The sequence below is a fragment of the Pseudomonas sp. MPB03 genome (assembly GCF_046605385.1).
Taxonomy (GTDB): Bacteria; Pseudomonadota; Gammaproteobacteria; order Pseudomonadales; family Pseudomonadaceae; genus Aquipseudomonas; species Aquipseudomonas zanjanensis.
The window spans coordinates 4,568,193-4,594,918 of the sequence record NZ_CP176770.1; the positions used below are offsets into that span (position 1 = coordinate 4,568,193).

At 58.2% G+C, this 26,726-nt stretch carries 32 protein-coding genes and 1 pseudogene; 13 read left to right on the forward strand and 20 right to left on the reverse strand.

The features are described from left to right. The first annotated feature begins 147 nt into the window (after positions 1–147). From ACLH0I_RS19565 to ACLH0I_RS19575, 3 genes are read left to right on the forward strand one after another with little or no spacing between them, the layout of a single operon-like run. Entirely contained in the window at positions 148–846 is a 699-nt protein-coding gene (locus ACLH0I_RS19565) for a CoA transferase subunit A (protein ID WP_003200117.1), read from the forward strand. Positions 847–879: 33 nt separating this feature from the next. Further along, a complete protein-coding gene (locus ACLH0I_RS19570) occupies positions 880–1,545 on the forward strand; it encodes a CoA transferase subunit B (protein WP_003180355.1) in 666 nt (221 codons plus the stop codon). An 11-nt stretch (positions 1,546–1,556) separates the two neighbouring features. Beyond that, complete coding sequence (locus ACLH0I_RS19575) at positions 1,557–2,738, forward strand: acetyl-CoA C-acetyltransferase (RefSeq protein WP_411385156.1); 1,182 nt, start codon at positions 1,557–1,559, stop codon at positions 2,736–2,738. A 568-nt stretch (positions 2,739–3,306) separates the two neighbouring features. Here the strand turns inward: ACLH0I_RS19575 and ACLH0I_RS19580 are convergent. Genes ACLH0I_RS19580 through ACLH0I_RS19605 form a run of 6 tightly spaced genes read right to left on the reverse strand, consistent with a single transcriptional unit; the run spans position 3,307 to position 9,260 of the window. After that, positions 3,307–5,049 carry an extracellular solute-binding protein gene (locus tag ACLH0I_RS19580; RefSeq protein ID WP_186707525.1) on the reverse strand — a complete coding sequence of 581 codons (1,743 nt, stop codon included), beginning with the start codon at positions 5,047–5,049 and terminating at the stop codon, positions 3,307–3,309. Positions 5,050–5,099: 50 nt separating this feature from the next. Further along, a complete protein-coding gene (locus ACLH0I_RS19585; protein WP_186707524.1) occupies positions 5,100–5,372 on the reverse strand; it encodes a DUF2160 domain-containing protein in 273 nt (90 codons plus the stop codon). 10 nt (positions 5,373–5,382) lie between these two features. After that, positions 5,383–6,183: a carbohydrate ABC transporter permease gene (locus ACLH0I_RS19590; protein ID WP_014337490.1), complete on the reverse strand. Its 801-nt coding sequence runs from the start codon at positions 6,181–6,183 to the stop codon at positions 5,383–5,385. A 10-nt stretch (positions 6,184–6,193) separates the two neighbouring features. After that, complete coding sequence (locus ACLH0I_RS19595; protein ID WP_030142069.1) at positions 6,194–7,060, reverse strand: carbohydrate ABC transporter permease; 867 nt, start codon at positions 7,058–7,060, stop codon at positions 6,194–6,196. Then, the gene (locus tag ACLH0I_RS19600) at positions 7,057–8,166 is read right to left on the reverse strand and encodes an ABC transporter ATP-binding protein (RefSeq protein ID WP_250964246.1); all 1,110 of its coding nucleotides are present in this window, start codon (positions 8,164–8,166) and stop codon (positions 7,057–7,059) included. Before ACLH0I_RS19600 ends, ACLH0I_RS19595 begins: the two co-directional genes overlap by 4 nt. Next, positions 8,166–9,260, reverse strand: coding sequence for an ABC transporter ATP-binding protein (locus ACLH0I_RS19605; RefSeq protein ID WP_186730993.1), 1,095 nt, complete (start codon positions 9,258–9,260; stop codon positions 8,166–8,168). The genes ACLH0I_RS19600 and ACLH0I_RS19605 overlap by 1 nt, the downstream gene beginning before the upstream one ends. 420 nt (positions 9,261–9,680) lie before the next feature. On the opposite strand from ACLH0I_RS19605, the gene ACLH0I_RS19610 reads away from it, so the two are divergent. After that, positions 9,681–11,525 carry a sigma-54-dependent Fis family transcriptional regulator gene (locus tag ACLH0I_RS19610; protein ID WP_411385157.1) on the forward strand — a complete coding sequence of 615 codons (1,845 nt, stop codon included), beginning with the start codon at positions 9,681–9,683 and terminating at the stop codon, positions 11,523–11,525. Between the two features lie 59 nt (positions 11,526–11,584). Continuing rightward, positions 11,585–11,690 (forward strand): annotated as a pseudogene (locus ACLH0I_RS19615) (metal ABC transporter ATP-binding protein); the annotation flags it as partial. 92 nt (positions 11,691–11,782) lie between these two features. Here ACLH0I_RS19615 and ACLH0I_RS19620 read toward each other — a convergent pair. Next, the gene (locus ACLH0I_RS19620) at positions 11,783–12,310 is read right to left on the reverse strand and encodes an anti-virulence regulator CigR family protein (RefSeq protein WP_411385158.1); all 528 of its coding nucleotides are present in this window, start codon (positions 12,308–12,310) and stop codon (positions 11,783–11,785) included. A 129-nt stretch (positions 12,311–12,439) separates the two neighbouring features. Between ACLH0I_RS19620 and ACLH0I_RS19625 the strand changes: the two genes are divergently transcribed. Both ACLH0I_RS19625 and ACLH0I_RS19630 read left to right on the forward strand, forming a co-directional pair. Next, positions 12,440–13,651, forward strand: coding sequence for an MFS transporter (locus tag ACLH0I_RS19625; protein WP_411385159.1), 1,212 nt, complete (start codon positions 12,440–12,442; stop codon positions 13,649–13,651). A 222-nt stretch (positions 13,652–13,873) separates the two neighbouring features. Then, positions 13,874–14,080: a hypothetical protein gene (locus tag ACLH0I_RS19630; protein WP_027912993.1), complete on the forward strand. Its 207-nt coding sequence runs from the start codon at positions 13,874–13,876 to the stop codon at positions 14,078–14,080. A 53-nt stretch (positions 14,081–14,133) separates the two neighbouring features. Here the strand turns inward: ACLH0I_RS19630 and ACLH0I_RS19635 are convergent, their stop codons facing one another. Beyond that, the gene (locus tag ACLH0I_RS19635; protein WP_250963113.1) at positions 14,134–14,442 is read right to left on the reverse strand and encodes an AzlD family protein; all 309 of its coding nucleotides are present in this window, start codon (positions 14,440–14,442) and stop codon (positions 14,134–14,136) included. Continuing rightward, positions 14,439–15,149, reverse strand: coding sequence for an AzlC family ABC transporter permease (locus ACLH0I_RS19640; RefSeq protein WP_411385160.1), 711 nt, complete (start codon positions 15,147–15,149; stop codon positions 14,439–14,441). The genes ACLH0I_RS19635 and ACLH0I_RS19640 overlap by 4 nt, the downstream gene beginning before the upstream one ends. 303 nt (positions 15,150–15,452) lie before the next feature. Between ACLH0I_RS19640 and ACLH0I_RS19645 the strand changes: the two genes are divergently transcribed. Beyond that, positions 15,453–15,881: a DUF2628 domain-containing protein gene (locus ACLH0I_RS19645; protein WP_250963110.1), complete on the forward strand. Its 429-nt coding sequence runs from the start codon at positions 15,453–15,455 to the stop codon at positions 15,879–15,881. 128 nt (positions 15,882–16,009) lie between these two features. On the opposite strand, the gene ACLH0I_RS19650 is transcribed toward ACLH0I_RS19645, so the two are convergent. The 3 genes from ACLH0I_RS19650 to ACLH0I_RS19660 form a co-directional block, all read right to left on the reverse strand. Beyond that, positions 16,010–16,279 (reverse strand): YceK/YidQ family lipoprotein, encoded by a 270-nt coding sequence (locus tag ACLH0I_RS19650; protein ID WP_250963109.1) that lies wholly within the window; start codon positions 16,277–16,279, stop codon positions 16,010–16,012. A 92-nt stretch (positions 16,280–16,371) separates the two neighbouring features. Then, positions 16,372–17,037 (reverse strand): PDZ domain-containing protein, encoded by a 666-nt coding sequence (locus ACLH0I_RS19655; protein ID WP_250963108.1) that lies wholly within the window; start codon positions 17,035–17,037, stop codon positions 16,372–16,374. An 81-nt stretch (positions 17,038–17,118) separates the two neighbouring features. Next, on the reverse strand, positions 17,119–17,568 hold the full coding sequence (locus ACLH0I_RS19660; protein ID WP_411385161.1) for a PACE efflux transporter: 450 nt from the start codon (positions 17,566–17,568) through the stop codon (positions 17,119–17,121). Between the two features lie 104 nt (positions 17,569–17,672). Between ACLH0I_RS19660 and ACLH0I_RS19665 the strand changes: the two genes are divergently transcribed. Then, the gene (locus tag ACLH0I_RS19665) at positions 17,673–18,557 is read left to right on the forward strand and encodes a LysR substrate-binding domain-containing protein (RefSeq protein WP_411385162.1); all 885 of its coding nucleotides are present in this window, start codon (positions 17,673–17,675) and stop codon (positions 18,555–18,557) included. A 276-nt stretch (positions 18,558–18,833) separates the two neighbouring features. On the opposite strand, the gene ACLH0I_RS19670 is transcribed toward ACLH0I_RS19665, so the two are convergent. Together ACLH0I_RS19670 and ACLH0I_RS19675 are read right to left on the reverse strand one after the other, a co-directional pair. Then, complete coding sequence (locus ACLH0I_RS19670) at positions 18,834–19,046, reverse strand: hypothetical protein (protein WP_411385163.1); 213 nt, start codon at positions 19,044–19,046, stop codon at positions 18,834–18,836. Between the two features lie 140 nt (positions 19,047–19,186). After that, positions 19,187–19,693, reverse strand: a complete 507-nt coding sequence (locus ACLH0I_RS19675) for an AAA family ATPase (protein WP_411387536.1) — start codon at positions 19,691–19,693, stop codon at positions 19,187–19,189. Positions 19,694–19,833: 140 nt separating this feature from the next. On the opposite strand from ACLH0I_RS19675, the gene ACLH0I_RS19680 reads away from it, so the two are divergent. After that, the gene (locus ACLH0I_RS19680; RefSeq protein WP_411385164.1) at positions 19,834–20,691 is read left to right on the forward strand and encodes a GyrI-like domain-containing protein; all 858 of its coding nucleotides are present in this window, start codon (positions 19,834–19,836) and stop codon (positions 20,689–20,691) included. Between the two features lie 29 nt (positions 20,692–20,720). Beyond that, positions 20,721–20,936 carry a DUF6434 domain-containing protein gene (locus ACLH0I_RS19685; protein WP_250963103.1) on the forward strand — a complete coding sequence of 72 codons (216 nt, stop codon included), beginning with the start codon at positions 20,721–20,723 and terminating at the stop codon, positions 20,934–20,936. Between the two features lie 104 nt (positions 20,937–21,040). Here ACLH0I_RS19685 and ACLH0I_RS19690 read toward each other — a convergent pair whose 3' ends face one another. From ACLH0I_RS19690 to ACLH0I_RS19715, 6 genes are all read right to left on the reverse strand, one after another. Next, positions 21,041–21,241, reverse strand: coding sequence for a hypothetical protein (locus ACLH0I_RS19690; RefSeq protein WP_250963102.1), 201 nt, complete (start codon positions 21,239–21,241; stop codon positions 21,041–21,043). Between the two features lie 106 nt (positions 21,242–21,347). Beyond that, positions 21,348–21,773 carry a hypothetical protein gene (locus ACLH0I_RS19695; RefSeq protein ID WP_250963101.1) on the reverse strand — a complete coding sequence of 142 codons (426 nt, stop codon included), beginning with the start codon at positions 21,771–21,773 and terminating at the stop codon, positions 21,348–21,350. A gap of 347 nt (positions 21,774–22,120) precedes the next feature. Then, positions 22,121–22,429 carry a hypothetical protein gene (locus ACLH0I_RS19700; RefSeq protein WP_411385165.1) on the reverse strand — a complete coding sequence of 103 codons (309 nt, stop codon included), beginning with the start codon at positions 22,427–22,429 and terminating at the stop codon, positions 22,121–22,123. Positions 22,430–22,829: 400 nt separating this feature from the next. Then, positions 22,830–23,375 (reverse strand): hypothetical protein, encoded by a 546-nt coding sequence (locus ACLH0I_RS19705; RefSeq protein ID WP_250963098.1) that lies wholly within the window; start codon positions 23,373–23,375, stop codon positions 22,830–22,832. A gap of 480 nt (positions 23,376–23,855) precedes the next feature. After that, positions 23,856–24,617, reverse strand: coding sequence for a hypothetical protein (locus tag ACLH0I_RS19710; protein WP_250963097.1), 762 nt, complete (start codon positions 24,615–24,617; stop codon positions 23,856–23,858). Between the two features lie 113 nt (positions 24,618–24,730). Continuing rightward, entirely contained in the window at positions 24,731–25,291 is a 561-nt protein-coding gene (locus tag ACLH0I_RS19715; RefSeq protein ID WP_411385166.1) for a TetR/AcrR family transcriptional regulator, read from the reverse strand. Positions 25,292–25,417: 126 nt separating this feature from the next. On the opposite strand from ACLH0I_RS19715, the gene ACLH0I_RS19720 reads away from it, so the two are divergent. Both ACLH0I_RS19720 and ACLH0I_RS19725 read left to right on the forward strand, forming a co-directional pair. Beyond that, positions 25,418–26,062, forward strand: coding sequence for a DJ-1/PfpI family protein (locus ACLH0I_RS19720; RefSeq protein ID WP_411385167.1), 645 nt, complete (start codon positions 25,418–25,420; stop codon positions 26,060–26,062). 24 nt (positions 26,063–26,086) lie between these two features. Then, on the forward strand, positions 26,087–26,611 hold the full coding sequence (locus ACLH0I_RS19725; RefSeq protein WP_186707503.1) for a DUF2867 domain-containing protein: 525 nt from the start codon (positions 26,087–26,089) through the stop codon (positions 26,609–26,611). Positions 26,612–26,726 lie beyond the last annotated feature (115 nt).

Sequence of the window (26,726 nt, forward strand, 5' to 3'; positions counted from 1 at the left end):
GCAGCCTCGTTGCACTCGGCAGCTCCTACGGGGTAAGCACTATTGAGTTTTATCAATCAATCCAATCTAAAAATCAACTTAACAAATATATGACTTGGCGCAACACTGCATCCCATTGCGACCCCATCAAGAATAAAAGAGGTGTCTATGGCAGGTTTCGACAAACGCGTGAGCTCTTATGAGGAAGCGCTGGAAGGCTTGAAGGATGGCATGACTGTCATCGCCGGCGGCTTCGGCCTGTGCGGTATCCCGGAAAACCTGATCGCCGAGATCAAACGCAAGGGCATCCGCGACCTCACCGTGGTGTCCAACAACTGCGGCGTCGACGGTTTCGGCCTCGGCGTGCTGCTGGAGGACCGGCAGATTCGCAAAGTAGTCGCTTCCTACGTCGGCGAAAACGCCCTGTTCGAGAAGCAGCTGCTGAGCGGCGAAATCGAAGTCGTGCTCACCCCCCAAGGCACTCTCGCGGAAAAAATGCGCGCCGGTGGCGCAGGCATCCCGGCGTTCTTCACCGCCACCGGCGTCGGCACGCCCGTGGCCGAAGGCAAGGAAGTGCGTGAATTCCACGGCCGCCAGTACCTGATGGAAGAATCCATCACGGGCGACTTCGCCATCGTCAAAGGCTGGAAGGCCGACCATTTCGGCAATGTGATCTATCGCCACACCGCACAGAACTTCAACCCGCTGGCCGCGACGGCGGGCAAGATCACCGTGGTGGAAGTCGAAGAAATCGTCGAACCCGGCGAGCTGGACCCGACGCAGATCCACACCCCTGGCATCTACGTCGACCGGGTCATTTGCGGCACGTTCGAAAAGCGCATCGAACAGCGCACCGTGCGTAAGTGATCCCCTCCCCGGCCCGAATGAAGGAATAACACCATGGCACTTTCCCGCGAACAAATGGCTCAACGCGTCGCCCGCGAGATGCAGGACGGCTACTACGTGAACCTGGGCATCGGCATTCCGACCCTGGTCGCCAATTACATTCCCGAAGGCATGGAAGTCATGCTGCAATCGGAAAACGGCCTGCTCGGCATGGGCGCGTTTCCCACCGAAGCCGAAGTCGATGCCGACATGATCAACGCCGGCAAGCAGACGGTCACTGCGCGCATTGGCGCGTCGATCTTCTCTTCGGCCGAATCGTTTGCCATGATCCGTGGCGGCCACATCGACCTGACCGTGCTGGGTGCGTTCGAGGTGGATGTCGAAGGCAACATCGCCTCGTGGATGATCCCCGGCAAACTGGTCAAGGGCATGGGCGGCGCGATGGACCTGGTGGCCGGTGCCGAGAACATCATCGTCACCATGACCCATGCGTCCAAGGACGGCGAGTCGAAACTGCTGCCCCGTTGCAGCCTGCCGTTGACCGGTGCCGGTTGCATCAAGCGCGTGCTGACCGACCTCGCCTACCTGGAAATCCAGGACGGCGCCTTCATCCTGAAAGAGCGTGCCCCGGGCGTCAGCGTCGAGGAAATCGTCGCCAAGACCGCCGGCAAATTGATCGTGCCGGACCACGTCCCTGAAATGCAGTTCGCTGCCCAGTGAGGAGAGATTCGATGCAAGAAGTCGTGATTGTCGCCGCCACCCGTACCGCCATCGGCAGCTTCCAGGGTTCGCTGGCTGCCATTCCCGCACCGGAACTCGGTGCCGCGGTGATTCGTCGCCTGCTGGAACAGACCGGTTTGTCCGGCGAACAGGTCGATGAAGTGATTCTTGGGCAGGTGCTGACCGCAGGTTCCGGACAGAACCCGGCGCGCCAGGCGTCGATCCTCGCCGGCCTGCCCCATGCGGTGCCGGCGCTGACCCTGAACAAAGTCTGCGGTTCGGGCCTCAAGGCGTTGCACCTGGGCGCCCAGGCGATTCGCTGTGGCGACGCCGAGGTGATCATCGCCGGCGGCATGGAAAACATGAGCCTGGCCCCCTACGTCCTGCCGGCCGCTCGCACCGGCCTGCGCATGGGCCACGCGAAGATGATCGACAGCATGATCACCGACGGTTTGTGGGATGCCTTCAACGATTACCACATGGGCATCACCGCCGAGAACCTGGTGGACAAGTACGGCATCAGCCGCGAGGAGCAGGACGCCTTCGCCGCCGCGTCCCAGCAGAAGGCCGTCGCCGCCATCGAAGGTGGGCGATTCGCCGACGAGATCACGCCGATCCTGATTCCCCAGCGCAAAGGCGATCCCGTGGCGTTCGCCGCGGATGAACAACCGCGCGCCGGTACCACCGCCGAGTCCCTGGGCAAACTCAAGCCAGCCTTCAAGAAGGACGGCAGCGTTACGGCGGGCAATGCGTCCTCGCTCAACGATGGCGCCGCCGCGGTGATCCTGATGAGCGCGGAAAAAGCCAAGGCCCTGGGCTTGCCGGTGCTGGCGAAAATCAGTGCCTACGCCAATGCCGGCGTCGACCCGGCCATCATGGGCATTGGCCCGGTCTCGGCCACCCGTCGCTGCCTGGACAAGGCCGGCTGGTCCCTGGAGCAGTTGGACCTGATCGAAGCCAACGAAGCCTTTGCCGCTCAATCGCTGGCCGTGGCCCGAGAACTGAAATGGGACATGGACAAGGTCAACGTCAACGGCGGCGCCATCGCCTTGGGCCACCCTATCGGCGCCTCGGGGTGCCGGGTCCTGGTGTCGCTGCTGCATGAAATGATCAAGCGCGACGCCAAGAAAGGCCTCGCGACCCTGTGCATCGGCGGCGGCCAAGGCGTGGCCCTGGCGCTGGAACGGGCTTAACCGACACGGGTTCAACAGGGGTTGTGCGGACCCACGAATATCCGCGCAGCCCCTGGCACCACCCCCGGCGCGACCTCGGTTGCGCCGGTTTTTTTTGCCTGATTTTAATCTGTATGGCTACCGCCGCTTTCGCGAGCAAGCTCGCTCCCACAGTGGACGTGTGGTGCCAGCAATCTGTGTTCACCACAAAACCCTGTGGGAGCCGAGCTTGCTCGCGATGGCGGCAGTACACTCAGCATTCCGGTGACAGGCATACCGCTTTCGCGAGCAAGCTCGCTCCCACAGTGGACTTGTGGTGTTAGCCATATCTGCGTTCACCCCAAAACCCTGTGGGAGCCGAGCTTGCTCGCGATGGCGGCGGTACATTCAGCATTACCGTGACAGGTACACCGCTTTCGCGAGCAAGCTCGCTCCCACAGTGGACTTGAGCTGTACGCAATGTCTGCGTTCACCACAAAACCCTGTGGGAGCGAGCCTGCTCGCGAAGGCGGTGGTCCTGTCTGTCGCCGTAAGCCCAGGCAAAAAAAAACGGCACCTTTCGGTGCCGTTTTCACGCTCACAGGGGGAGTTACTTGCGGGCCGCCTCCCACGACTTCAGCAGCTCGGTGTAGCTCACGGTTTCGCCTTTCGGCTTCTCGTTCGCCAGTTTCGGCTTCGGAGCACCCGGCTGGTCGAACCAGTATTGCGCGTCGCGCTCAGGGTTCATCTTAGGTGCGCAGGTGGCTTGGGCCTTGGAGCGTTCCAGACGCGTCATGATCGCGTCCTGGTCCTTGGCCAACCCGTCGAGGGCCTGCTGAGGGGTTTTCTCGCCGCTGGCGGCTTCGGCGATGTGGCTCCACCACAGTTGAGCCAGGCGTGGGTAGTCCGGCACGTTGGTCCCGGTCGGGGTCCATTGCACGCGGGCCGGGCTGCGGTAGAACTCCACCAGGCCACCGAGCTTCGGCGCCAGGTCGGTCAGGGCCTGGGAGTTGATGTCCGACTCACGAATCGGCGTCAGGCCGACGATGGTCTTCTTCAACGATACCGTCTTGGACGTCACGAACTGCGCATAGAGCCAGGCCGCGAGTTTCTGCTTCTCAGGCGTGGACTTCATGAACGTCCAGGAACCAACGTCCTGATACCCCAGCTTCATGCCCTCTTCCCAATACGGACCGCGTGGCGACGGCGCCATGCGCCATTTCGGCGTGCCGTCGGCATTCACCACCGGCAGGCCCGGCTTGGTCATGTCGGCGGTGAAAGCGGTGTACCAGAAAATCTGCTGGGCGATGTTGCCTTGGGACGGCACCGGGCCGGATTCGGAGAAGGTCATGCCCGCCGCTTCCGGTGGCGCGTACTTCTTCATCCAATCCACGTATTTGGTGGTGGCGAACACGGCCGCAGGACCGTTGGTGTCGCCGCCACGGGTCACGCTGGAACCGACCGGATGGCAGTCCTCGACACGAATGCCCCACTCGTCCACGGGCAAACCGTTGGGCAGGCCCTTGTCGCCGCCACCGGCCATGGAGAACCAGGCATCGGTGAAGCGCCAGCCCAGGGATGGGTCTTTCTTGCCATAGTCCATGTGGCCATAGACACGCTTGCCGTCGATCTCCTTGACATCTTCGGAGAAGAACTTGGCGATGTCCTCATAGGCCGACCAGTTCACCGGTACGCCCAACTCGTAGCCGTACTTCTCCTTGAACTTGGCCTTCAGGTCCGCACGCTCGAACCAGTCGGCGCGGAACCAGTACAGGTTGGCGAACTGCTGGTCGGGCAGTTGATAGACCTTGCCATCCGGCGCGGTGGTGAAGGAAATACCGATGAAGTCCTTGAGGTCCAGGGTCGGCGAAGTGAAATTCTTGCCTTCGTTGGCCATCAGGTCGGTGATCGACTCGGTCTTGCCGTAGCGAAAGTGCGTACCGATCAGGTCCGAGTCGTTGACCCAGCCGTCATAGATATTCTTGTCCGACTGCATCTGGGTCTGCAGCTTCTCCACCACGTCGCCTTCCTGCAGCAGGTCGTGAGTCAGCTGGATCCCGGTGATTTCGTTAAAGGCCTTGGCCAATACCTTGGATTCATACTCGTGGGTGGCGATGGTTTCCGACACCACGTTGATTTTCATCCCGCGAAACGGTTCGGCGGCCTTGATGAACCACTTCAATTCTTCAAGCTGCTGCTCGGCTGTCAGGGTCGACGGCTTGAATTCACTGCCGATCCATTTTTTAGCGGCGTCTTCATAGGCGTCGGCCCAGGCCGTAGCGCTCAGCCCGCTGAGTGCCAGCATGGCTGCCAATGAAACGCTATGTCGCAGCTTATTGTTTTTATCGAACATAGAGACCTCTCCTGTTTGGGTTTAAGAGCCTGATCGTCGCGTTGTCGCGATTAGCCCCACCGCATCACTGCCAACAGCCACACCAAAGACAACGCGAACGCTATCCAGATGCTCCAGTCGGTCACGCCAATCACCAGCAGGTGCAGGTAGGCGCTACCGAGAAGACCGATAAACAACCGATCGCCACGGGTCGTGGCAATCGGCAGGAAACCACGCCGAGGGATACTCGGCGAACGCAATTCCCACGTCGTCATGCCCACCAGCAGCAAGGCGATGACACCAAAAAAAGCCGCCGTCGGGACGGTCCAGTTCATCCATTCCATCATCGACTCCTCAGACCCGGCCCAGGGCAAAGCCCTTGGCCACGTGGTTGCGAACGAACCAGATCACCAGCATGCCCGGCAGGATGGTCAACACCCCCGCCGCCGCCAGCACCCCCCAGTCGATACCCGACGCCGACACCGTACGGGTCATGACCGCCGCGATCGGCTTGGCATTCACCGAGGTGAGCGTACGGGCCAGCAACAGCTCGACCCAGGAAAACATGAAGCAGAAAAATGCCGTGACGCCGATGCCGGAGCCGATCAACGGAATGAAGATCTTGGCGAAGAACTTGGGGAAACTGTAGCCGTCAATGTAGGCAGTCTCGTCAATTTCTTTCGGCACCCCGGACATGAACCCCTCGAGGATCCACACCGCCAACGGCACGTTGAACAGGCAGTGAGCCAGGGCCACGGCGATATGGGTGTCGAACAAGCCGATGGACGAATACAGCTGGAAAAACGGCAACAGGAACACTGCCGGTGGCGCCATCCGGTTGGTCAGCAGCCAGAAGAACAGATGCTTGTCCCCCAGGAACCGATAACGGGAAAACGCATAGGCCGCCGGCAACGCAACGCCCAGGGAAATCACCGTGTTCAGGCTCACGTAGTACAGCGAGTTGAGGTAACCGGTGTACCAACTCGGGTCGGTGAAGATCACCTTGTAGTTGTGGAAGGTGAAATCGTGGGGCCACAGGGTCAGGCCGCCAAGGATCTCGGTGTTGCTCTTGAACGACATGTTCAGCAGCCAGTAGATGGGCACCAGCAGGAACAGGATGTAGATCAACAGCGGAATCAGCTTTCTCTTGCTCATTGTGCGGGCCTCAACGGTTGGCGTCGGAGTGCGTCATGGCGGTGTAGAACAGCCAGGACACCAACAGAATGATCAGGAAGTACACCAGGGAAAACGCCGCCGCCGGGCCCAGGTCGAATTGGCCGATGGCCATCTGCGTCAGGGTCTGACTGAGGAACGTGGTGGCGTTGCCCGGCCCGCCGCCGGTGAGCACGAACGGCTCGGTGTAGATCATGAAGCTGTCCATGAAGCGCAGCATCACGGCGATCAGCAGCACACTCTTCATCTTCGGCAACTGGATGTGCCGGAACACCGCCCAGTTGGACGCCCGGTCGATCCGCGCCGCTTGATAATAGACGTCGGGAATCGCCCGCAGCCCCGAATAACACAGCAGCGCCACCAACGACGTCCAGTGCCAGACGTCCATCACCAATACGGTGACCCAGGCGTCCATGGTGTTGGCCGCATAGTTGTAGTTGATGCCCAGGCCGTTAAGGGTGGAGCCCAGCAAACCGATGTCGGCGCGGCCGAAAATCTGCCAGATGGTGCCCACCACGTTCCACGGGATCAGCAGCGGAATCGCCAGGATGATCAGTACCAGGGATGACCATTTGCCCTTGGTCGGCATGGTCAGGGCGATAGCGATGCCCAGGGGGATTTCAATCAGCAGCACGCACGCCGAGTAGATGAACTGGCGCAGCAGCGAATCGTGCAGCCGTGGATCGAGCAGCACCTGCTTGTACCAATCGGCGCCGACGAAATAGCGGCTGGATTGATCGAAGATGTCCTGCACCGAATAGTTGACCACGGTCATCATCGGGATCACGGCGCTGAAGGCCACCAGCAGGAACACTGGCAACACCAACCACCAGGCCTTGTTGTTCTGCACCTTGTTCATGGCTGCACCTCGCTCAACGGTTCCAGCAAATACTCATCGGCATAGACCATCAGCCATTGGGCCGGGAAACTGATGTACGCCGTACCTTCCGGTACGGGCTTGTCTTCGGCCAGGCGGACCTTCAGCGGTGCGCCATCGAGGTTGAGGGTCAGGATCTTGTAGGTGCCCAGGTCTTCGACGTGGACCACGTCGGCCCGCATCGCGTCGTCGTAAGGCCCATCCCAGACATGCACGAACTCGGGGCGGATACCGACCTTCAGGCTTTTGCCCTCGGCTTCGGCGATACGCCGTTGCAAGGTGTCCGACAGGGGCAAATGGGTCGAGGCGAAGCCGACGCCACCGGGCTGCGCCGTGACTTCGATCAGGTTCATCCCCGGGCTGCCGATGAAGTAGCCGACAAAGGTGTGGCTGGGGCGCTCGAACAAATCCCGAGGCGTGCCGAACTGCACGATCTGGCCGCCGTACATCACCGCGATCTTGTCGGCGAACGTCGAGGCTTCCAACTGGTCGTGGGTGACGTAGACCATGGTGATGTTGAACTGCTCGTGGATCTGCTTGAGCTTGCGCCGCAACTTCCATTTCAGGTGCGGGTCGATCACCGTCAGCGGTTCGTCGAACAGGATCGCCGACACATCGTCGCGCACCAACCCGCGGCCCATGGAGACTTTCTGTTTCTCATCGGCGGTGAGGTTGCGGGCCTTTTTGTCCAGCAGGTTCTGCAGGTCCAGGACCTCGGCGATTTCCTGCACCTTGGTGTGGACCTTCGCCTCGGCCATGCCCTGGTTGCGCAGCGGGAACGCCAGGTTGTCAAACACCGTCATGGTGTCGTAGACCACCGGGAACTGGAACACCTGGGCGATGTTGCGGCGTTCCGGGGTCAGGTCGTTGACAACTTTGCTGTCGAACATCACTTGCCCTTCGGAAGGGCTGAGCAAGCCGGAAATGATGTTGAGCAAAGTGGACTTGCCGCAGCCCGAAGGGCCGAGCAGCGCATAGGCACCGCCCTGCTCCCAGATATGGTTCATCTCGCGGATCGCGTAGTCCTCGGGGCCCGCCGGGGTGCTGGTGTAGCTGTGGGCAAGGTTCTGCAAACGAATTTCAGCCATCAGGCAACCCTCGCAATACGCAGGCCGGGGGCCTGGACCAGCTTGCCTTGGGCATCGAAGACAAACAGTTTATGGGTCGGAATGTAGATGCGGATCGGCGCGTCCACGTCGTACTCATGCACCCCTGGCAAGTGCAGCACCAGCAGGAAATGTTCGTTGCGCACATGCAGGAACGTCTCCGAGCCGCTGATCTCGGCCACCTCGACGGTCACCGCCAGTTCGAGGTCATCGTCGTTGCTTGGCACCAGGGAAATATGGCTGGGGCGCACGCCGAAGCGGAACTCGCCCTCGCCCACCGGGCGCAGGTCGACGTTCAGCGGGAAGTGCACGAAATTGGCGAAGCTGACTTCATTACCGGCAATACGACCCGGCATGAGGTTGATCGGTGGTTCGGAAAACAGCTCGGCGGCCAGCACGGTTTGCGGCTGGTGGTAGACGGAAGACGACTTGCCGCTCTGAATCACCCGGCCCTCGTGGAGGATCGTGGTGGTGCCGCCCAAGGCCAGCGCCTCGTTAGGCTCGGTGGTGGCGTAGACGGCGATGGTGTGGCGGGCCTGGAACAGCTCGCGCATTTCCTGGCGCAGCTCTTCGCGCAGCTTGTAGTCGAGGTTCACCAAAGGCTCGTCGAACAGGATCAGCTCGGCGTCCTTGACCAGGGCCCGGGCCATGGCCGTGCGCTGCTGCTGGCCGCCGGACAATTCCAGTGGATGGCGCTTGAGAAACTTCTCGATCCGCAACATCTTTGCGGTTTCCAGGACCTTGCTTTGGATGATTTCTTCGGACACACCGGCCTGGCGCAACGGCGAGGCGATATTTTCGAAAACGGTCATGGTCGGGTAGTTGATGAACTGCTGGTAAACCATCGACACGTTGCGCAACCGCACCGGACGGTGGGTGACGTCGACGCCGTTCATCAGGATGCGGCCGCTGTCGGGCTTGTCCAGACCCGCCATCAGGCGCATGAGGCTGGTCTTGCCGGACAGCGTGCGGCCCAACAGGACGTTGAAGGATCCGGGTTCGAAACTCAGATTGGCATCGTCGATCCAGGTCTGGCCTTCGACGGTGCGACAGATGTGCTCAAGCTTTAATGACATGGCTCGGCCTTTTTATTATTTGGAGTCAAGCGACCCGAGCTTCAAAGCGAAAGCCGTGCCAGAAATCACAAACCCTTGATCAGGTTGATTTTTTACTGGATTGGCAGGCAAAAGGCGTTCGTTGATGAACAGAAGTGAACAATCAGGAATGAACAACTGAACAATGGACGGGTTGACAATGAACAATTTTGAACAACACTGAAAGAACGTTTTCGGCTAGCCTGGCCATGCCCCCTGTGGGAGCGAGCTTGCTCGCGATAGCGGTGTTTCAGCGGCATTGATGTGGCTGACATACCGCTATCGCGAGCAAGCTCGCTCCCACAGGGTTGATGTATGAAGTGGTATTCAGGCCTGCCCCAGCACAAGGAGTCTGTGCGAGACTTGCCACAACAATAAAAACAGCTCCTGCGAGAGTGCCCCATGGCCGCACCTGCTCCTGCCTTGTCCCACGAGGCCATCATCCAGGCTTCCTGGTCCCGTTGCCGCGCCTTCGGCCTGAATCACCAGAGCGTGCCGGCCTTCGATCAGTTGCCCGCCCAAGGCATCGCCCACTTGCTGGAAAGCCAGCATTCGCTGGTGCAGACCACCCATCAGGAGGTCTTGCCGTATTACGAGAACATCCTCAGCAACTCCAATTGCCTGATCATGCTGGCCGACAACCAGGGCCAAGTGCTGACCTCCTGGGGCACCCAGCGCTTCATCGAGCCGAAACTGGCCCATGGCTTCAGCGCCGGGGCGAGCTGGATGGAGCGCTGCACCGGCACCAACGCCATCGGCACCGCGCTGGCCTGCGAACAGGCGGTGCACATCGAGCACGATGAACACTTCCTCAAGGCCAACCGCTTCATGACCGGCTCCGCCGCGCCGATCTTCGATGCCGAGCGCAAGGTCATCGCCGTGCTGGACGTCTCCAGCGACAGCTACCTGCCGCCGTCCCACACCCTGGGCATGGTCAAGATGATGAGCCAGACCGTGGAGAACCGGTTGATCCTCAACCTGTTTCGCGGTGAACACTTCCAACTGACGTTCAACACCGGTTTGAACAACCTCGACAGCCAGTGGGCCGGGCTGTTGATTTTCGATGAAAGCGGCCAGGTGCTCTCGGCGAATCGACGCGCGGATAACCTGCTGGGCCTGAGCTTGTCGCGGGTCAGCATCGAAAGCCTGTTCAAGGTGTCGCTGCTGGAACTGCTGAACCAACCCGACGGCCTGCCATTCGCCCTGCAAGCGTCTGGCAGCAATCGATTCCAATGTCTGCTCAGGCGCCCGAGTCAGGTGTCGATCAGGGCACGCGTGTTCACCGAAGCAACGCCTGCGCCGGCCCCCGCCAGCAACACCATCGGCCTCAACACCCTGCACTTCGGTGACAGCCGCGTGGAGAAAGCCGTGCGCCAGGCCGAGCGCTTGCTGGAGAAGGACATTCCACTGTTGATCCATGGCGAGACCGGCGTCGGCAAGGAAGTGTTCGTCAAGGCCCTGCACCAGGCCAGTTCGCGCGCCAAGCAGCCATTCATTGCCGTGAACTGCGCCGCGATCCCCGCCGAGTTGGTGGAGTCGGAATTGTTCGGTTATGAGAAAGGCGCGTTCACCGGCGCCAACCAGAAAGGCAGCATCGGCCTGATCCGCAAGGCCGACCGCGGCACGCTGTTTCTCGACGAGATTGGCGACATGCCCCTGCCGACCCAGGCCCGGCTGCTGCGGGTCTTGCAGGAACGTTGCGTGCAACCGGTGGGCAGCGCCGAGCTGTTCCCGGTGGACATCCGCATCATCTCCGCCACCAACCGCTCACTGCGCGAACAGGTGCAACTGGGGCGGTTTCGCGAAGACTTGTACTACCGCATCGGCGGCCTGACCCTGGAACTGCCGCCCTTGCGCGAACGCAGCGACAAGCAGGCCCTGTTCAAGCGCCTGTGGGAACACCACCGCGAACCAACCCAATGGGCCGGCCTGAGCCGTGAGGTATTGGACCTGTTTGAACGCCACCCCTGGCCGGGCAACCTGCGACAGGTCAGCAGCGTGCTGCAAGTGGCCCTGGCGATGGCCGAGGAACAGCCGATCCGTCCGGAGCATTTGCCCGACGACTTTTTTGTCGACCTGGAAATGGAACCGGTGGAAACCCCTGAACCACTGACGGTGGACCTCAACGATGCCGAAGACCTGAACCGCCAGCTTCAGGCCGTGGGCGGGAATATCTCGCACCTGGCGCGCCGACTGGGGGTCAGCCGCAATACCTTGTACAAACGCCTGCGGCAGCTGGAAAGCTGATACAAAACCTGTGGGAGCAAGCCCACTCCCACAGGGGGAAATGCGCTACCCGAGAACACCTGGAAAAAAATGTGGGAGCGAGCCTGCTCGCGAAGGCGTCGGGTCAGCCAACCTCAATGCTGAATGACACACCGCTTTCGCGAGCAGGCTCGCTCCCACAAGGAATTTGTGTGAACGCCGATTGCTTGAACACCCACGAAACCTGTGGGAGCGAGCTTGCTCGCGATAGCGTCAGTTCAACCGAGAATGGTGCCGGCTCAGTCGAACGCACCGTTGAGCACTTCATAAATGATGCCAGTGGCAATCGCCACCAGGATCAGGTCCGTGCCGACCTGCTGCCATTCATAACCGTCATAGTGCGGCAAGCGTCCCAACAGCCGGCCATCGAGCTTCTTGGCGATGCCGGGTGGCAACGGCTTGCCTCGGGCCAGGTTTTTCTGGATGCCCGGCGGCAATGCCGGGCCGGGGCTCCAATAATCGCGATAACCGCCAATCACACCCAGGATGCCGCCACGGTCGATGCTGGGGCCGTTATGCCAATCACTGCCACCGCCTTGGTTTCCCTTGCCGCCTTGGTTGCCTTTGCCGCCCTGGCCACCCTTGTCACCAGGATTCCCTTGCCCCCCCTTGTTGCCCTGCCCGCCCTTGCCTCCTTGCCCTTGACCGGGACCTTGATCAAATTGAGCGTTTCCCTTGCCGTTTCCCGGGTCCGCGACAACAATGCCAGGGCCCGCCGCCAAGGCGAAACAGGTAACAGCAGCAATCAACGAGCGCGATTTGAACATGGCAGTTCTCTCGAAAAGGGGACATCCCCTGTAAAGATATAGAGACTAACGGTGATATTAGTTCCATATCACGCTTCGCGTCGTTTGCCTGGACCGGATAACACCTGAACACCGCAATCAAGGAGCTCCATGCGCAAGGATTACCTGGCTTTTTTCGTCTCGATGTTCCTCTCGCGGTTGGCCGATCAGATCTTGCTGTTCATCGTCCCGCTGATTGTTTTCCAGACCACCAACAGCGTCTCCTGGGCGGGCCTGGCGTTCTTTGTCGAATCCCTGCCACGCTACCTGGCGTTCCCGATCTGCGGCGCGCTGTGCGACAAGTTCCCGCCGATTCGCATCCTGCACATCAGCCAGGTCTATCGCGCCGCAGCCTGCGCCGTCGCAGTCGTGCTCTATGGCGTCTTCGGCGGTGTCTATTGGATCGTGGCGCTGTCGGCCCTCTGTGGCGTGCTGACCACCCAAGGCATCATGGCCCGCGAAGTGGTCCTGCCTTACATCTTCAAGCACTACACCTACACCAAGACGCTGTCTTATTCGCAAATCGCCGACCAGACCGGCTTGGTACTGGGACCACTAATCGCTGCGCTGCTGCTCGAGGTGTGGGCGTGGCACTGGGTGGTGCTGGCGATCGCCGGGCTGTTCCTGCTGGCAGACCTGGCCATGTTGTACTGGCAGCGCAGCAGCTCGGTCACCCTTGAGTCCTTCGAGCAACACCATGACCTCTGGTTGAACCCGCTGCGCATTGCCCTGGGCCACATCCGCAACCTGGCGGAACTGAAAAAAGTCATCAGCCTGGCGGTGGGCGTCAACCTGATCATCGGCGTTACCCTCGCCACGTCGGCGGCCATGGTCATCGGCCACTACGGCGCCGGAAAAGATGATTACGCCGGGTTGCAGGCGGCCGGTGCCGTGACCACCATCGTCATCCTGTTTCTCCTGGCCCGGGTCACCTTGCCCTTGAAACTTCTCGGCGCCCTCTCCTACACGCTGATTGCCGTCGGCGCTTTCATCACCGCGCTCAGCCCGACCCTCTGGGGCTACGTCGTCGGTTTCCTGCTGATCGTCGGCTTCGACAAGATGTTCAACGTGTACATGCGCAGCATCCGTCAGCAGGTCATTCCCCCACAGGACTTTGGCAAGACCGTCGGCGTGATCACGCTGCTCAACAACCTGTCGCAACCGTTCGCGGGCTTGCTCGTCGCGGTGTTGGCAGCGCCTGTTGGGACGCAGGAGGTGATTCTGCTGCTGGCGGTGGTCACCAGCCTGATCGGAGTCGGTGTGGTCGTGATGAACAGGCAATCAACACAGGGGACAAGGGTCTACCGTACCGATTCAAATTGACCCTCGGTTTGTATTATCAGTGACTTATTCTTGAGGCATGGTTGCATCGTTGCTAGCGTCGATGCGCATCTTCCCACCATTCGTCACCTGTTAAATGTTGGAATCTACAGGCGGCCATGTCTGGCTCAGGGTTTGCACTGGCCTGTCTCAGCAGCCAAGAACGACATAATTCTGACGCGGCGGCAAATTAATCAATGCTTGGTCAGCAAACGGAGATGTACCGTGTCAACTCTCAACGAAATCGCAGCGAACCACGCGAGAATGGCAAAGTTAAAGGAAGAAGAGTCGATGCGGTTGAGTGCGCTTCAGGGACAGGTGGTGGGAAGTTTTGAAATTCCCCCCATCGAGGCGCCCCAAGAGATGTCGCTGCATTTTATGACAGGTGTACAAGATCACTCGTTCGGGGAAGCGGCTGCGCTGAGTTTTTGACCTGGGCATTGATGAGCCTCCGTCGCCCGTTAGTAAGCGGGCGACTCGGCCGTTCAAAACTGTCTGGCTAAAGCCGCTGCAAGTATGCCGGCCGCAATTGCCGGCAGCGGCTTTTTAAGGGTCAGCATGACGATTGCGGTGGTCAGCAAAGCCAGGCGTGCGCCGTTGTCACCTTTAACCGCCAGCGGAGCCAGCACCGCCACCAACACCGAGCCGGACATGGCCGTGATGAACTGCTGCACCCGATAGTTGATCGGCACGAACGACATCACGAAAACACCGCCCCACCGAGTGGCCAAGGTCACTACGGCCATGATCAAGATGACAAGCAAGGTGCCATAACCCGCCGTTTCAATGTTCATCGTTGTTTCTCCATCCACACGGCGCCCAGAACGCCTCCTGCCAAAGCGCCCACCACGACATGGCTGTTAGCCGGCAAATACCAGAAGGCCAACAGCGATGAGCAGGCCGCCACCGTCCAGATGATGAACATGCGCAGGTTCTTTTTCCCGCCCACGACCATCGCCAACAAGAAACAACCCATCACCATATCGAGCCCGAAACTGACCGGGTTCTCGATCGCGCTGCCAAAGTGAAGCCCCAGCCAACTGCCCAGGATCCAAGTGACCCAGAGCGCAATGCCGCCGCCGAATAGAATCCCCAGCCCCGGCTTGTCCCGACTGAACGCCTGCATCGCCATCGCCCAGTTGGCGTCCGAAACAACCAGCATGACACCGTAGCGTTTGGCGACGGGCAGCTCCCGCAACCACGGGTAAAGTGTCGCCCCCATCAATAAGTGCCGGGCGTTGATTGCGAAAACGGTGATCATCAGCGGAACCACCGGCACTTGCTGCCCCCACAGATCCAGCGCGGCAAATTGAGAAGCGCCAGCAAAAACCAGGGTGCTCATGAGCACAGCTGACGCATCGCTCAAGCCCGTTTGTGCAGCCGCCAGGCCGAAAGCAACGCCGAACACGACGACGAAAAGAGAGATGGGGATCAGTTGCTTGAAACCGTCGTAAATGTGCTTCAGTGTTAGCTCACGCAAATGGGGTTGATCGCTCGACAAAACATCGCCTCTTCTGGTTATCCACGGTGTAAGACTGGGAGTATGAGGCTGATTCTGTATGCCGAAAACTTTTTAGCGGGCAATCCAGCCAATCAATAGAGTGAAGCCCGTCACAGACCAGGCGACCGTGCAAGCGGCCAGTGCGGAATGTTCCACACCTCCAGCCATAAAGCGGCAAAATGGGCGCCCTGAAGATTCACGCGCGTTCTGCGACAAAAACCAAAGCAGCCAATGCTCTGAACCAGAGCACAGGATTTCTTGGAAGAAAGAAAAAGTTAATTATGGAAAACAGGAGCCTTGAAAATGAGCACGACTGAACAAGTACAAAGCACCGGTAAATACAGCGCCAAGTGGCAGGAACGCTTCGACTTCTTTGACACCTACGGTGCGCCAAGCGACCCGCGCTACAAGGAAGCCTTCAAGGCGCTGCCTGGCTTCAAGAAAAAAATACTCATCAATGCAAACGTGATCGCATTTTTCTTTGGCCCTATCTACCTGTTCGTCCTGGGGCTCTGGAAGAAGAACCTGGCCCTGCTGGGTATTTTCCTGGCGATCAACATCGCCTTGAGCGTCATTTTCGCCATCATTGGCATGGAGTTTCCGCGGCCGTTGAGCACGGGGCTGAGCATTGCCATGTCGATGATGTACACGCTGATGGCCAACTACGCGTACTACCTCAAGGAAGTGAAAGGCGAGCAAGGCTGGAACCCGTTCAAAGGCATGCGTCTCTGATTGCACCCTTGAATCATCAAGAGCCCGCACCTCGTCATGAGTGTGCGGGCTCTTTGTTTCCGGGTCGTGGGAATGTGAATGGCCCAGCCTATAGACCTCCGCAGCCCCGAATTTCGGGGCCGGTCCAACTAATTCCGAGCCGGTTCTTTAGCAAACAGGGTATACGGCAAAAATAACGTATCGGCGACCAGGCTGAACGGCAGGTCAATCAATGCCAGTGGTGCCAAGACGCGAAATACCCCGGCGTTTTCGTCCGTGGCGGCCTTGATCACTTCAACATCGGTAGAGGTTCCGCAATACGGATGGGGGCCACAGCGTGGACGATCATCGAAGGTTTCAGAGAGCGTCGAACAACCTGCCAGCAGAGCAACGGCGAATATGCCCAGGAAGAATTTCATGCGATTACTCAAGAATACGGGCCGGAAGAAGAGCAATCCGCACTCTACTCCAAGCCTTGTGACGCGGGCGACATAAGGTTACGTGTCTTGCATCAGAGTGCCGCACTTCCGTCAGAAACAACAACCCGAACATCCGTCACCGCCCGATAACGCCAGACCTTTATCGAGGCGCTGTCACCCGGCGTCATGCGACCGATGATGGCCGTGACCTCGGAAGGACTGTTCACCACCGCCCCGGCGATTTCCAAAATGATGTCCCCCGCCAAAAGCCCCATTTTCGCGGAATCGGCGCCTGCCTCCGGACCAAACACCAGCACCCCTTTCTCGGAAGGCAAACCGAAGCTCTTTACAACAGCAGGCGTGACCACGCCGAGATGCGCCCCTAGGTGTCCAGCCGCCACGGGCATGGGAGCAGCAATGCTGTTGGCAGGTATCGGGGCTGGCGCGGCCGTCGCAGTGGGAACAGGATTGGCGGCGACACTTGGCTGGGTTGCGCTGCTGCGGGAACAGTCCCGCTGAGCGACCACTTGATGAATCGCTTGCCGGATTCTTTCAGTCCGAGGCGTGGGGTACTGGTCATAGCTGTCCCGAGTAATCAATAACGTATTGCAGTCCATGGCCTCATAGGTTGCAGGAGACTCGGTAGTGCGATGGTACTCGGCGTACTTCGCCTTTTCCTCTGCGCCCATGGGCAGAAAAATACAGCCCACGAGCAATGGGGAGGCTACTGCCATTAACGAAACGAGTCTGAGTGACATAGCCGTCCCTGGAGTTTTTGAGTTGGGGATTGAACGCTACTGTTTTGCCATGCATCTGTCCAATCCGTCCTCCTACTTCTCTCAACGGGCGTTGGAGACGGAACCCTGATCGGCCTGCGCCGAAAGCGGAACATCAAACACTCGATCAAACACCCACTGAAAAACCAGCGAGTAAAAAAAGAAGAACACGAACAACCCCAGGTTGGTCACCAGCGCCAACCACAGGCTGATGCCCAACCATGCGCTAATCACCGGCGTGAGGATCAACGTCAAGCCGCCCTCAAATCCCAGGGAATGCAGCAACCGCCGCTGCCAGTTGCGATGGCGGCTGGGTTGGCGACGCTCCCACCCTTCGAAAAGGCCGTTGAAAACCATGTTCCAAGCCAGCGCAACGGCGGAAATCACCAGGGACAGCAGGGTTGAATAGCCCATCCCTTGTTTGTACGTCAGCGCCAGCGCCGGTGCCACGAACAGCACACCACCAGCTTCATAGAGGATGGCCTGGAGAATTTTACGGGGTGTGCCTTGCATTGCAGGGCTCCTTGGCTGGGTTGGAAGACCACAGCCTGGCAAGTTGAGCCCCCGCGCACAATTGAGCTAAATTGAGCCACGCTCAACCTGAGTAACCCACCCGCATGTTTGCCAAACTGCCCCTCGCCGCCTTGCGCGGCTTCGAGTCCGCCGCACGGCTGGGCAGCTTCAAGGCCGCGGCCCAGGAACTGAACGTCAGCCCGGCGGCGATCTCCCATCAAGTCAAAAGCCTTGAAGCCTTCCTGGGTGTGCGCCTGTTCGAACGCTCCAGCCAAAACGTGCGCCTGAGCGCCGACGGCGAGCGCCTTCACCCTTACATGCACCGCGCCCTGCTCGATATCCAACAGGGCCTGCAAATACTGTCGCCCTTGTGTGCCGCCCAGTCGCTGGTGGTGAGCACTACGCCGGCGTTCGCCAGCCTGTGGCTGATCCCTCGGCTCGGGGATTTCCATCGGTTGCACCCGGAGATCGACGTCAGCCTGCACAGCAGCAACGACGTAGTGGACCTGCGACGTGACGCCAGCATCGACCTGGCGATCCGCGCCCTGTTCACGCCGGATCCACAACTGTTCGAACAGTCTTTGCTGGACGAGTATTTCGGTGTGTATTGCCGCCCCGGCTGGCAACCACCCGCAGCGGGCTCGCCTGTTGAACTGATCGACGTGCCATGGCTGAGCAGCGCCAAGGTGGCGGTCGACTGGCCGGCATGGTGCGCCAAGGCCGGCACCCAGGGCTGGCTGGAAAATGCACGTTTTCGGCGTTATGACGAGGAACAGCACGCCCTGCAAGCGGCGATCGCCGGGCATGGGCTGGTGCTCGCCAGCAATGTGCTGGTTGCCGACGCGGTTGCGCGGGGGGAGTTGATTGATTACCGGCCTGAGGTTCGTTTGGCGGGCGCGCGATATACGGTGGTGTGCGTGCCGGGGCGGGAGCGGCAGGTGGAGGTGAGGGCTTTTAGTGAGTGGTTATTGGGGTGGAGTATTGGTTGAATTGGATCAGCATGAAAGATCGTTTGCTGTCCGATTAAAGAGCGGCTTTTTGGATCCCTGCATAGGAAGCCGCATCAGATCGTAGGATGTGGACAGATTTGTTTGAGCGCGCAGCACACGCCTGACGATAAACCGGATGTTCCTGCCAGCCCACCCCAGGCCAAGAAGGAAAATCCATCTTCTGAATCTGTAGCCGTCCGAGCACAACGGATCACTGTAGCGCCTTCAACGCAGTAGAACAGCGGAGCGCGACTCGCGCCCCTTCTTTCCTCGCCCTCAGGGAAGAGGTGGACGCGCCGCGAAATCCGTAGGGATATTGAGAAAGGAATGCCAGGCGTCTACAGCGTCATGATGCCGCTGGGCGGCATCTTCCCAAAAAGGACCGGATACCTCTTTCGCAGAAACCAACATCATCATCTTAATCGTCGCGGCATCCAGCTCTTTGAGAAGCTCATGGGATGTGGCCCTGAATTCTTCGAACGACGTCATTCCATTTGCCTCGGGCGGTGTTCACCGCCATTGAGGAATACATATTCCTCGATGAATGGAGTTCACCCGGCGGCGGTAATTCCAAACGGTCGGACCGCCGGTCAATTCATTTCGAAGCCAACCTTCTACCGGTCCCAATCCTACTCCCTGGACAGAAATCGATTGATGATCATCGAGATCGCTTGCGCCGCAGAGGCCATGGCTGTGTCTATGCAAAACGGAGCTTCGTCCCATGGCTCATATTCATGATCCAGTACAGACTGCCAGGTGGGTGGCGTCAGCCCGGGAATGTCACCTTCCCTTGTTTCTACCCGGCGCTGGTGTTCATGTTTATCGGAGCAAATCACTTGGATATTTACCAACCGACTACCCGCCCGTGAGGCAACTGCGCTCCACGCGGTTCGGCTGTCGAGGACTGGATTGACACAATCAACGACGACCGCATGGCCCAAACGAAGATTACTCAGGGCCAGCTCGTTGGCAACCATGTAACCACTGCGCCCCACATCTTGCGCAAGCGCCCCCGAGTTTCGAATCGCCTGCTCAATCGTGTCGATCCGTAGGTACACGGCACCTGTCGCAGCGGCGAGATCATGGGCGATAGTCGTTTTCCCGGTGCCGGGCAGGCCGCTGAAAACAATGAGCATTCCATGTCCTTGAATGAGTGAGTTAATCCAGTGTAGGCAGCAGCCCGTTATACGGCAGTAGAAAGCAAAAACCGCAAGAACGATCAAATGTTCTCCCCATGCATTTGATAACGTCGCTTTCAGCATTCATGGAGACCGTCATGCTGAATATCGAAAGGGCCCTGTGGTACATCGAGTTGGAGCTGGGATCCCAACTCGACCTGGGACGTGTCGCGCGCCATTGCAACCTGTCCCCCTTTGCCTTGGCCCGTTTGTTTGCACTGTCGACGGGCTGGTCGGTGATGCGATACATCCGTGCTCGGCGGTTGAGCCAAGCAGCACTGGCCTTGCGTCGAGGTGCGCCGGACATTCTGCAAGTAGCGCTGGATGCCGGCTACGGTTCCCATGAAGCCTTTACTCGCGCCTTCTGCGATCTGTTTGGAGTCACACCGAAGCAAGTGCGTGGGCACGAGGATGAACATCTCTCGCTAGTGGAGCCTTTACGTATGAAAGAAAGGAAGCTCATAACACTCTCCGAACCTCGCTTTGAAACCAGGGCAGCGTTTTTCATCGCAGGTATGGGGGATCGTTATACCTTCGATAAGAACGAAGGCATCGTCGGTTTGTGGCAAGCGTTCTCCCCCTACCTGGGACGGGTCCCCGATCAGGTGAACAACTGGAGCTATGGCCTGTGCTGTAACCCTGGACTGGACGGTAGTTTTGAGTACATTGCCGGCACAGAGGTGTCCTGCATCGACAGTCTTCCTCCGCCTTTTCGTTATTTCAGGGTGCCGCAGCAAAACTATGGCGTGTTTCGACACCAAGGCCATATCTCGACGATCCATCAGACGTTCTTCACCATTTTCAATCACTGGTTGCCTGAGTCTGAATATGAGATAGCCGACGCGCCTGAGTTCGAGCAGTACAGCGCGGATTTCGAACCCTCCCGAGGGAGGGGTTACGTGGACGTGTGGATACCGCTTGCAAGACGCCAAGCATCCGATGTCATGGATTTATAGGTCTGACCATCCAATACGGAGCCCGCCCCATGAGTTTTAATTGGCACAGTGATCAGCTCACAAGAGATACGCCAGTTTGCAAGGATTATCGAAACACACAGAACGTCCGCCGATTCATGGTGGAGCACTGCGGCGACAACTTTAAATTTGACCGAGACTTCATGGCCTGGATACGTGATGGCGTGCCTAAGACGCTTGGAGAGGTCGTTGACGAGTGGCTGCAGCGCAATCGCGACGGTCATTGAATGACCAACAAGCATCAGGTCAGTGGAGCCAGGGACAGACCACGATTTGGGCCCCGTGTAATCGGCCCGACTCATATCGTGAGCGTCCCCATTTCCCTCAAGCATTAATGAAGAACCCTGCGGCTCTCCCCAATCCTGATCCTGTCGAGCGCCCTGTTTAAGGCATCCAAGGCATCAAGCAGAGCTTTCGCCTCAGTCTCCCGACCATCCCCCCAGAGGCGTTCAGCCATTTTGTTCAGTGCCTGGATAGAGCGCTCAATGTCAGCAGCTGTCGCTGTTTTGCTTTCCTGAAGTTTCTTGGACATTGATCAATCGTCCTCGGACGCCTTGCTTCATCAGCTTCGACGCGAATACATCGCACGGCAGACGCTATGGAGGGTTCCATACCCATTCCGCCGCCGATGCCCCCAATCAGCGCTTCATGGACTCACACTGAGCACGCAGATCACGATTGTCGATACTCCCGCAACTACTGCCGCCGGTCGTGGCATTGCAGTAGGCGCGCTGGTCACGGTCATCAATGTTGCCGCAGGAACTGTTACCCATCTCCGCGTTGCATCGCGCACGCAAGTCACGATTATCGATGCTGCCGCAACTGCTGCCGCTCTGCTTGGCATTGCAATAGGCACGCTGGTCACGATCATCGATGTTGCCGCAAGAACTGCCTCCCAGCTCTGCGTTACATGCCGCACGCAAGTCGCGATTATCGATGCTTCCGCAACTGCTGCCGCTTACCCTGGCATTGCAGTAGGCGCGCTGGTCACGGTCATCAATGTTGCCACAACCGGCAAAGGCGTAACCGCTGAACATCAATACCATCGCAAGAATCACTTTCATTTCATACGTTCCTGGGCCTGCCAGGAAACAGCCTGGCACTGGTTGATCCTGTTTTATTGAGCATCGCGACACGCTATCAAATTGACATCATTTTAAGGAAAAGTTCCGAGGCAGGATTGTGTGAAGCTGGAGGGATGCAGCCGGGCATGAGATGGGAAACTGGGAACTGACCGCGACTCTGATAACCGTGGTTTCCCCGGTCCCTCTCCGGCCCGGGCTCGATGGCACGCTGACCTACACCCGAAAGTGGCCACATGACGCGCATCTACCTCAGCGGCCAGTGCGCTGCCGAGGATGGCCCTAATCCGGGATAATCCAGAAAGACCAAAAAATAAAGCATCCGCAGCTTAAGGAAGTTTCTTCTTTCCGATTACCACAGCTCCTCGCGTAACCGAGAACGCAACATCTCCAACGTAGGCCCCGCCTCTCTGAGTACATTCCTCTGATAGAGCCACGGAAATCGGAACTACGTTCACAACGTCATACCCCTGCTCATCGAATGTCTCATACGTCTCCAGAAGCAAATCCGCATAATTATCCAAGTCCACAGTTTTTTTGTCATAAACCGTTTCGGTTTTGCTTCCAGGCAAACCGGTCGGCCTGGTTGTACTTTCCATCGAAGCATAGAACCAAGCCGATATGAATTTTTCAGACATCTGAAAGCCCTTAATTTTAGACAAACCAAAAAGATAACAAAAAACTCATATCAAAGAATAGCCACTGGCCACTACCGCTCATTAAAACTCAACCGCTATAGCGGCAAAGGAATCGCTATGCCTCATCTACTCGCACCATAGAAGTGATTTAGCACGATCAGTTCAAACACAGCCACCACGCACAGAATGCTATGAAGCCAGGGCTGAAGACCTGCTTGGGCTTGGATGAGCCGTCGCCCAACCAGGTCGCATCGGAGTAAAAGGTAAACACTGCGAGAAATACCAGCAGCGCAAAGGTCCACGCCCTGCTCCAGAATCCCTGTGTTTTCCATTGACTCATCCGTGCTCTTCCGAAACCCGCTTTATTCATCGACTCATGACGCCGGTTAACCAGATCGCATTACTTGGCTTTTGCGCTCTTGATGTCACTTATGATTTTCTGAGAAATAGCCTGAACCTGCTCTTGAGTCATGGCCGACATGACACCTTCCCAAGCAGACGATGACGTGTCGTATGTCCGAGTTCCAATCAGGCGGCCTGATTTCAAGTCCGAGTAATCTGCACTGGAATTGACCCACGCATTCCCCACCATGACCCCTGCTCCGTAGCGAGCGCCTGGGGTCAGGTAACGGAAATTGGTCACGTTGATCTTGATACCGACACCGTCCTTGGCCTCCTGGCTTGATGCCTGAGCCCCTGTAAGCCTGTAGCCGGCGCGAGTCGCTTCGACTTGCAGGGCGTCATTCCACTCCCGCTTCAAGCGAGGCCAGTCCTCGTTTTGTTGAACCTTGCTATTCCCCTCGAAGTTTACGACCAGGTTCTGCTTGGCTGACTCCTGAATGACGAGCGTTTCAGTTCCGCCGCTTTTTACAGAGGCAGCGCATCCGCTCAACATCAAAACTGCAACAGCACAGGACAGCGCAATCGAAAGCTTAGGTGTGTTCATTGAATTTCCATATCCACAAAATCGGTTGAGAGAGGCGTTAAATATCCCCGCCGAGCCAGATGGGCCCACACGCTGGATGCGCAGAATTTAGCACCATTGCTTCGCTGCTACGAGCCAAGGGCGGGAGTCAGAACAACTGGGACAGCCCTCGATATTGCGTACATTAATCTGGCGGTCTCAAATCGTGGGTTGTCCCTCTTCCCGACGCGAAGTCGGCCCTTACACAGGCGCCTATGGACAGGCAACAGGCTCTCGAGACTGCCGCTTCTTCCACAGAATACGACCGTTGATTCTACTGTCAGACCATGACTCGGTAACCAAAGAGCAATCGCCGCTTAGGTTCTCGACAAACGTCCTCGGATAGCCTTCAGGTTCATATCCACCCAGACGCATCCAATTTGGATCTGGCGAGCTCACTGATTGATAAGGCATACAGGCTGCCAATGTGACCAGCGAAAGTGCCAACACTACCTGTTTCATTTAATTCCCAATCAATTTGACGAGTGTCCGGACAAAACGCGGAGTATAGATTGACTGGATGTTTTCCCAGCGCGAGTTACGACGAGGACGTCCTGCAAGTGCAGCTATAGAACCCACCTCAAACGGCGGACACCAGAAGGCTGAGGACAGACCGCGATTTGAGTTTATGTGTAATCGGACCGCCTCATAATCGTGGTCTGCCCGCGTTTTCCTTGCGTCCGCAGCGCACAAAACCATTGTCGCGAGTGACGATGAAGAGACATTCGATTTGAGCTCATGACCACTTTCCAACCCACTGTAACGCCACCCTGGTGATGTGCGCTCCCTACGGGCTCGGCTCGTCAAGAAGGTACGAAAACGGCGGAAAAGATTTAAATTGGACCAGGCCATATCCAAGCGTGCCTGCACCATCTCATTTTTCGCCTGGACGATCTGCCCTGCCAAACTTAACGCCCTTTTTTTGAATTCCCTGTGAAGCGCCTCCTCCTCGGTCTCGTTTCCCTGTGGCTTGACCGTCATCTCGGAAAATGTGAAAAGAACTTTGTCGCCGAGCACATAAAACGTGCCGCTACATTTTTGTATACCGCCTTGAAAGATAAAATCGACCGAAACGAACGCATGTTCGTCCGTGTTTACGTAATACAGCGGCTCACCCTGAAGATTTCGAACTATTCCGTCCTGGTGAATCCGACCCAAGGGCGCCCCATCGCTGCCCCGGCCTTTGAAGACCAAGTACCGGCCGTTCGTGTAGTTGTACGGCATTATCGGTCCTCATCCCGAATAGACATCGGAACACACGGTTTGCCCATTCGCGGCCCATTCATGGCCCTTTTCCACGACGCTATCAAGTCAGGCACTCCCCTGCTCATTTCTTCTTACGACCTGGACCGCCACGGTGGAAGAACCCCTTCGAAAAGCGAAAAGGCTCGATGCACGAAACGGTTGAAACGAGCGGCATCACGCCGCAGCCCTGCCTGTTGCCCCCCAATCAGGCACAGGTGGGCCACCTGCCCCATCACTTCTGCTTCGCCTGGCCTATGGGACAAGCGACGACACGTCCGTATCGCGAAGTCCAATCGTCGTGTGTCAACCCGCTGCTGAAACTCGCCTACCAACGGATCGTGCAGCGACCAGGCTCGGATGGAAACTTCTCGCCCAGGTTGTTTCTCAGCGGCAATACTCAAGTAGCGCTTCAAGATTTCGCCCGCACTATGACCCTGGTCCGCAAAAGCGAGCATGCGCTCCGTGTAGTCTTCTTCCCAAGCGGCCAGCAAGGTGCGGACAAAGTCTTCGCGATTGCGGAAATGGTGATAGAACGATCCGCGGGTCACATTCAATCGGCGCGATAGACTCTCGGCTGACACGCCAATATGCCCTGTCTGGTCGAGGGCCTCGAAACCAGCCGCGATCCAATGGTGACGCGTTAGTTTTTCCATCCGTTATTTCGCTCCTTATTTATCGCCATACAGGCTGTGTATGGCGCGCAACCGATCGATACCCTGCGAACACCAGCAAAGATGGCCGTTGCGTTTTGCACGCCAGCACTTTTCATGGAGCTCGCCTTGAAGAAAATCGTCCTGGTTGCTTTCGACCAATTCACCGATATCGACCTATTCCTGATGTGGGACATCTTAGGCCGCAACACCGAGGACTGGCACGTCCGAATATTGGGTTCCAGCCCTGTCGTACGATCGGCGCATGGCCTGCCTGTTTCGGTGCACGGTCCGCTTTCCGAGGCCAATAGTGCCGACGCGGTATTGTTCGCCAGCGGCAAGGAAGGAATACCCGCCGCACTGGCCTCCCCGGATTTCCTGCCGTCGTTTGAACTTGACCCCAAACGCCAGCGAATCGGCTCCATCTGCGCCGGCGCTTTCATTCTCCAACGGCTTGGGCTGCTCAGCGGCCGAGCAACGACACACCCGGATGCACGATCGGGCTTGCAAGCCCTGGGACTTGAGCCCGTGGACCAGCCTCTTGTATGCCGGGGCAACGTCGCAACCGCTGGCGGATGCCTTTCGGCGCTCTATCTGGTGGGATGGTTGGTTGAATCCTGGTTCGATGCCGACAAGCGCCGCGCGACGTTGCTCCCTGTCCTGCCCGCGGGGCAGCAGGCGCTGTATGATGCGCTGATCGGGCTCAGTATCCGACAAGGAGAAGTGGCCGCCTCCCAACAAGAAACGCGACATGGCATGTCATCTAATTGGTAGTTAGCACTCAGGAAGAGATCCCCGATGCCCCGAGAATTTGAGCTCATTATGTCTGTGCCGGTCCCCTCGAGGTCCGGCGTCACCCACCTTTACAAGTCGACGAACTTGGCGGACGCCTTTGCGATTCGACTCCCTGCGGGCACATCCAGCGATCCAGAGGTGCTCGCTCGATTCATCCTTTCCCACCAGCCATCCTGGATCGGATGGCTCATGAAAGTCCGAGACACTGTCGTTGCCTGTTTTGGTCTCAAGACAGCCAGGCATTTGGCGACACTTGCCCATCGGATTCAAATCTTCAAGGTCTACAGCACCGACCAGACTGAAATCGTGTTGGGAGAGGACGACAAGCACCTCGACTTCCGCATATCGATCCTGTGTTCTGGAGAGGTAGAGCAGGAAGGTAGTCGCCAGCTGGTTTTTTCAACCGTGGTGCAGTGCCACAACCGTCTGGGCCGGGCCTACATTTTCGTTATTGCCCCGTTCCATCGTTTGGTTGTTAAGGCGAGCCTGCGCCGTGCAGCGCGTATTGGTTGGCCTTTGGCTGCCTGAGGCGCGACACCACAAATCCCGTGGCGAGGGAGCTTGCTCCCGCTGGGTGGCGAAGCCGCCCCAAAAAAGGGATGGCGAAAGACTAGGGACAGACCAGGGTTTTGAGCTAAGAAAT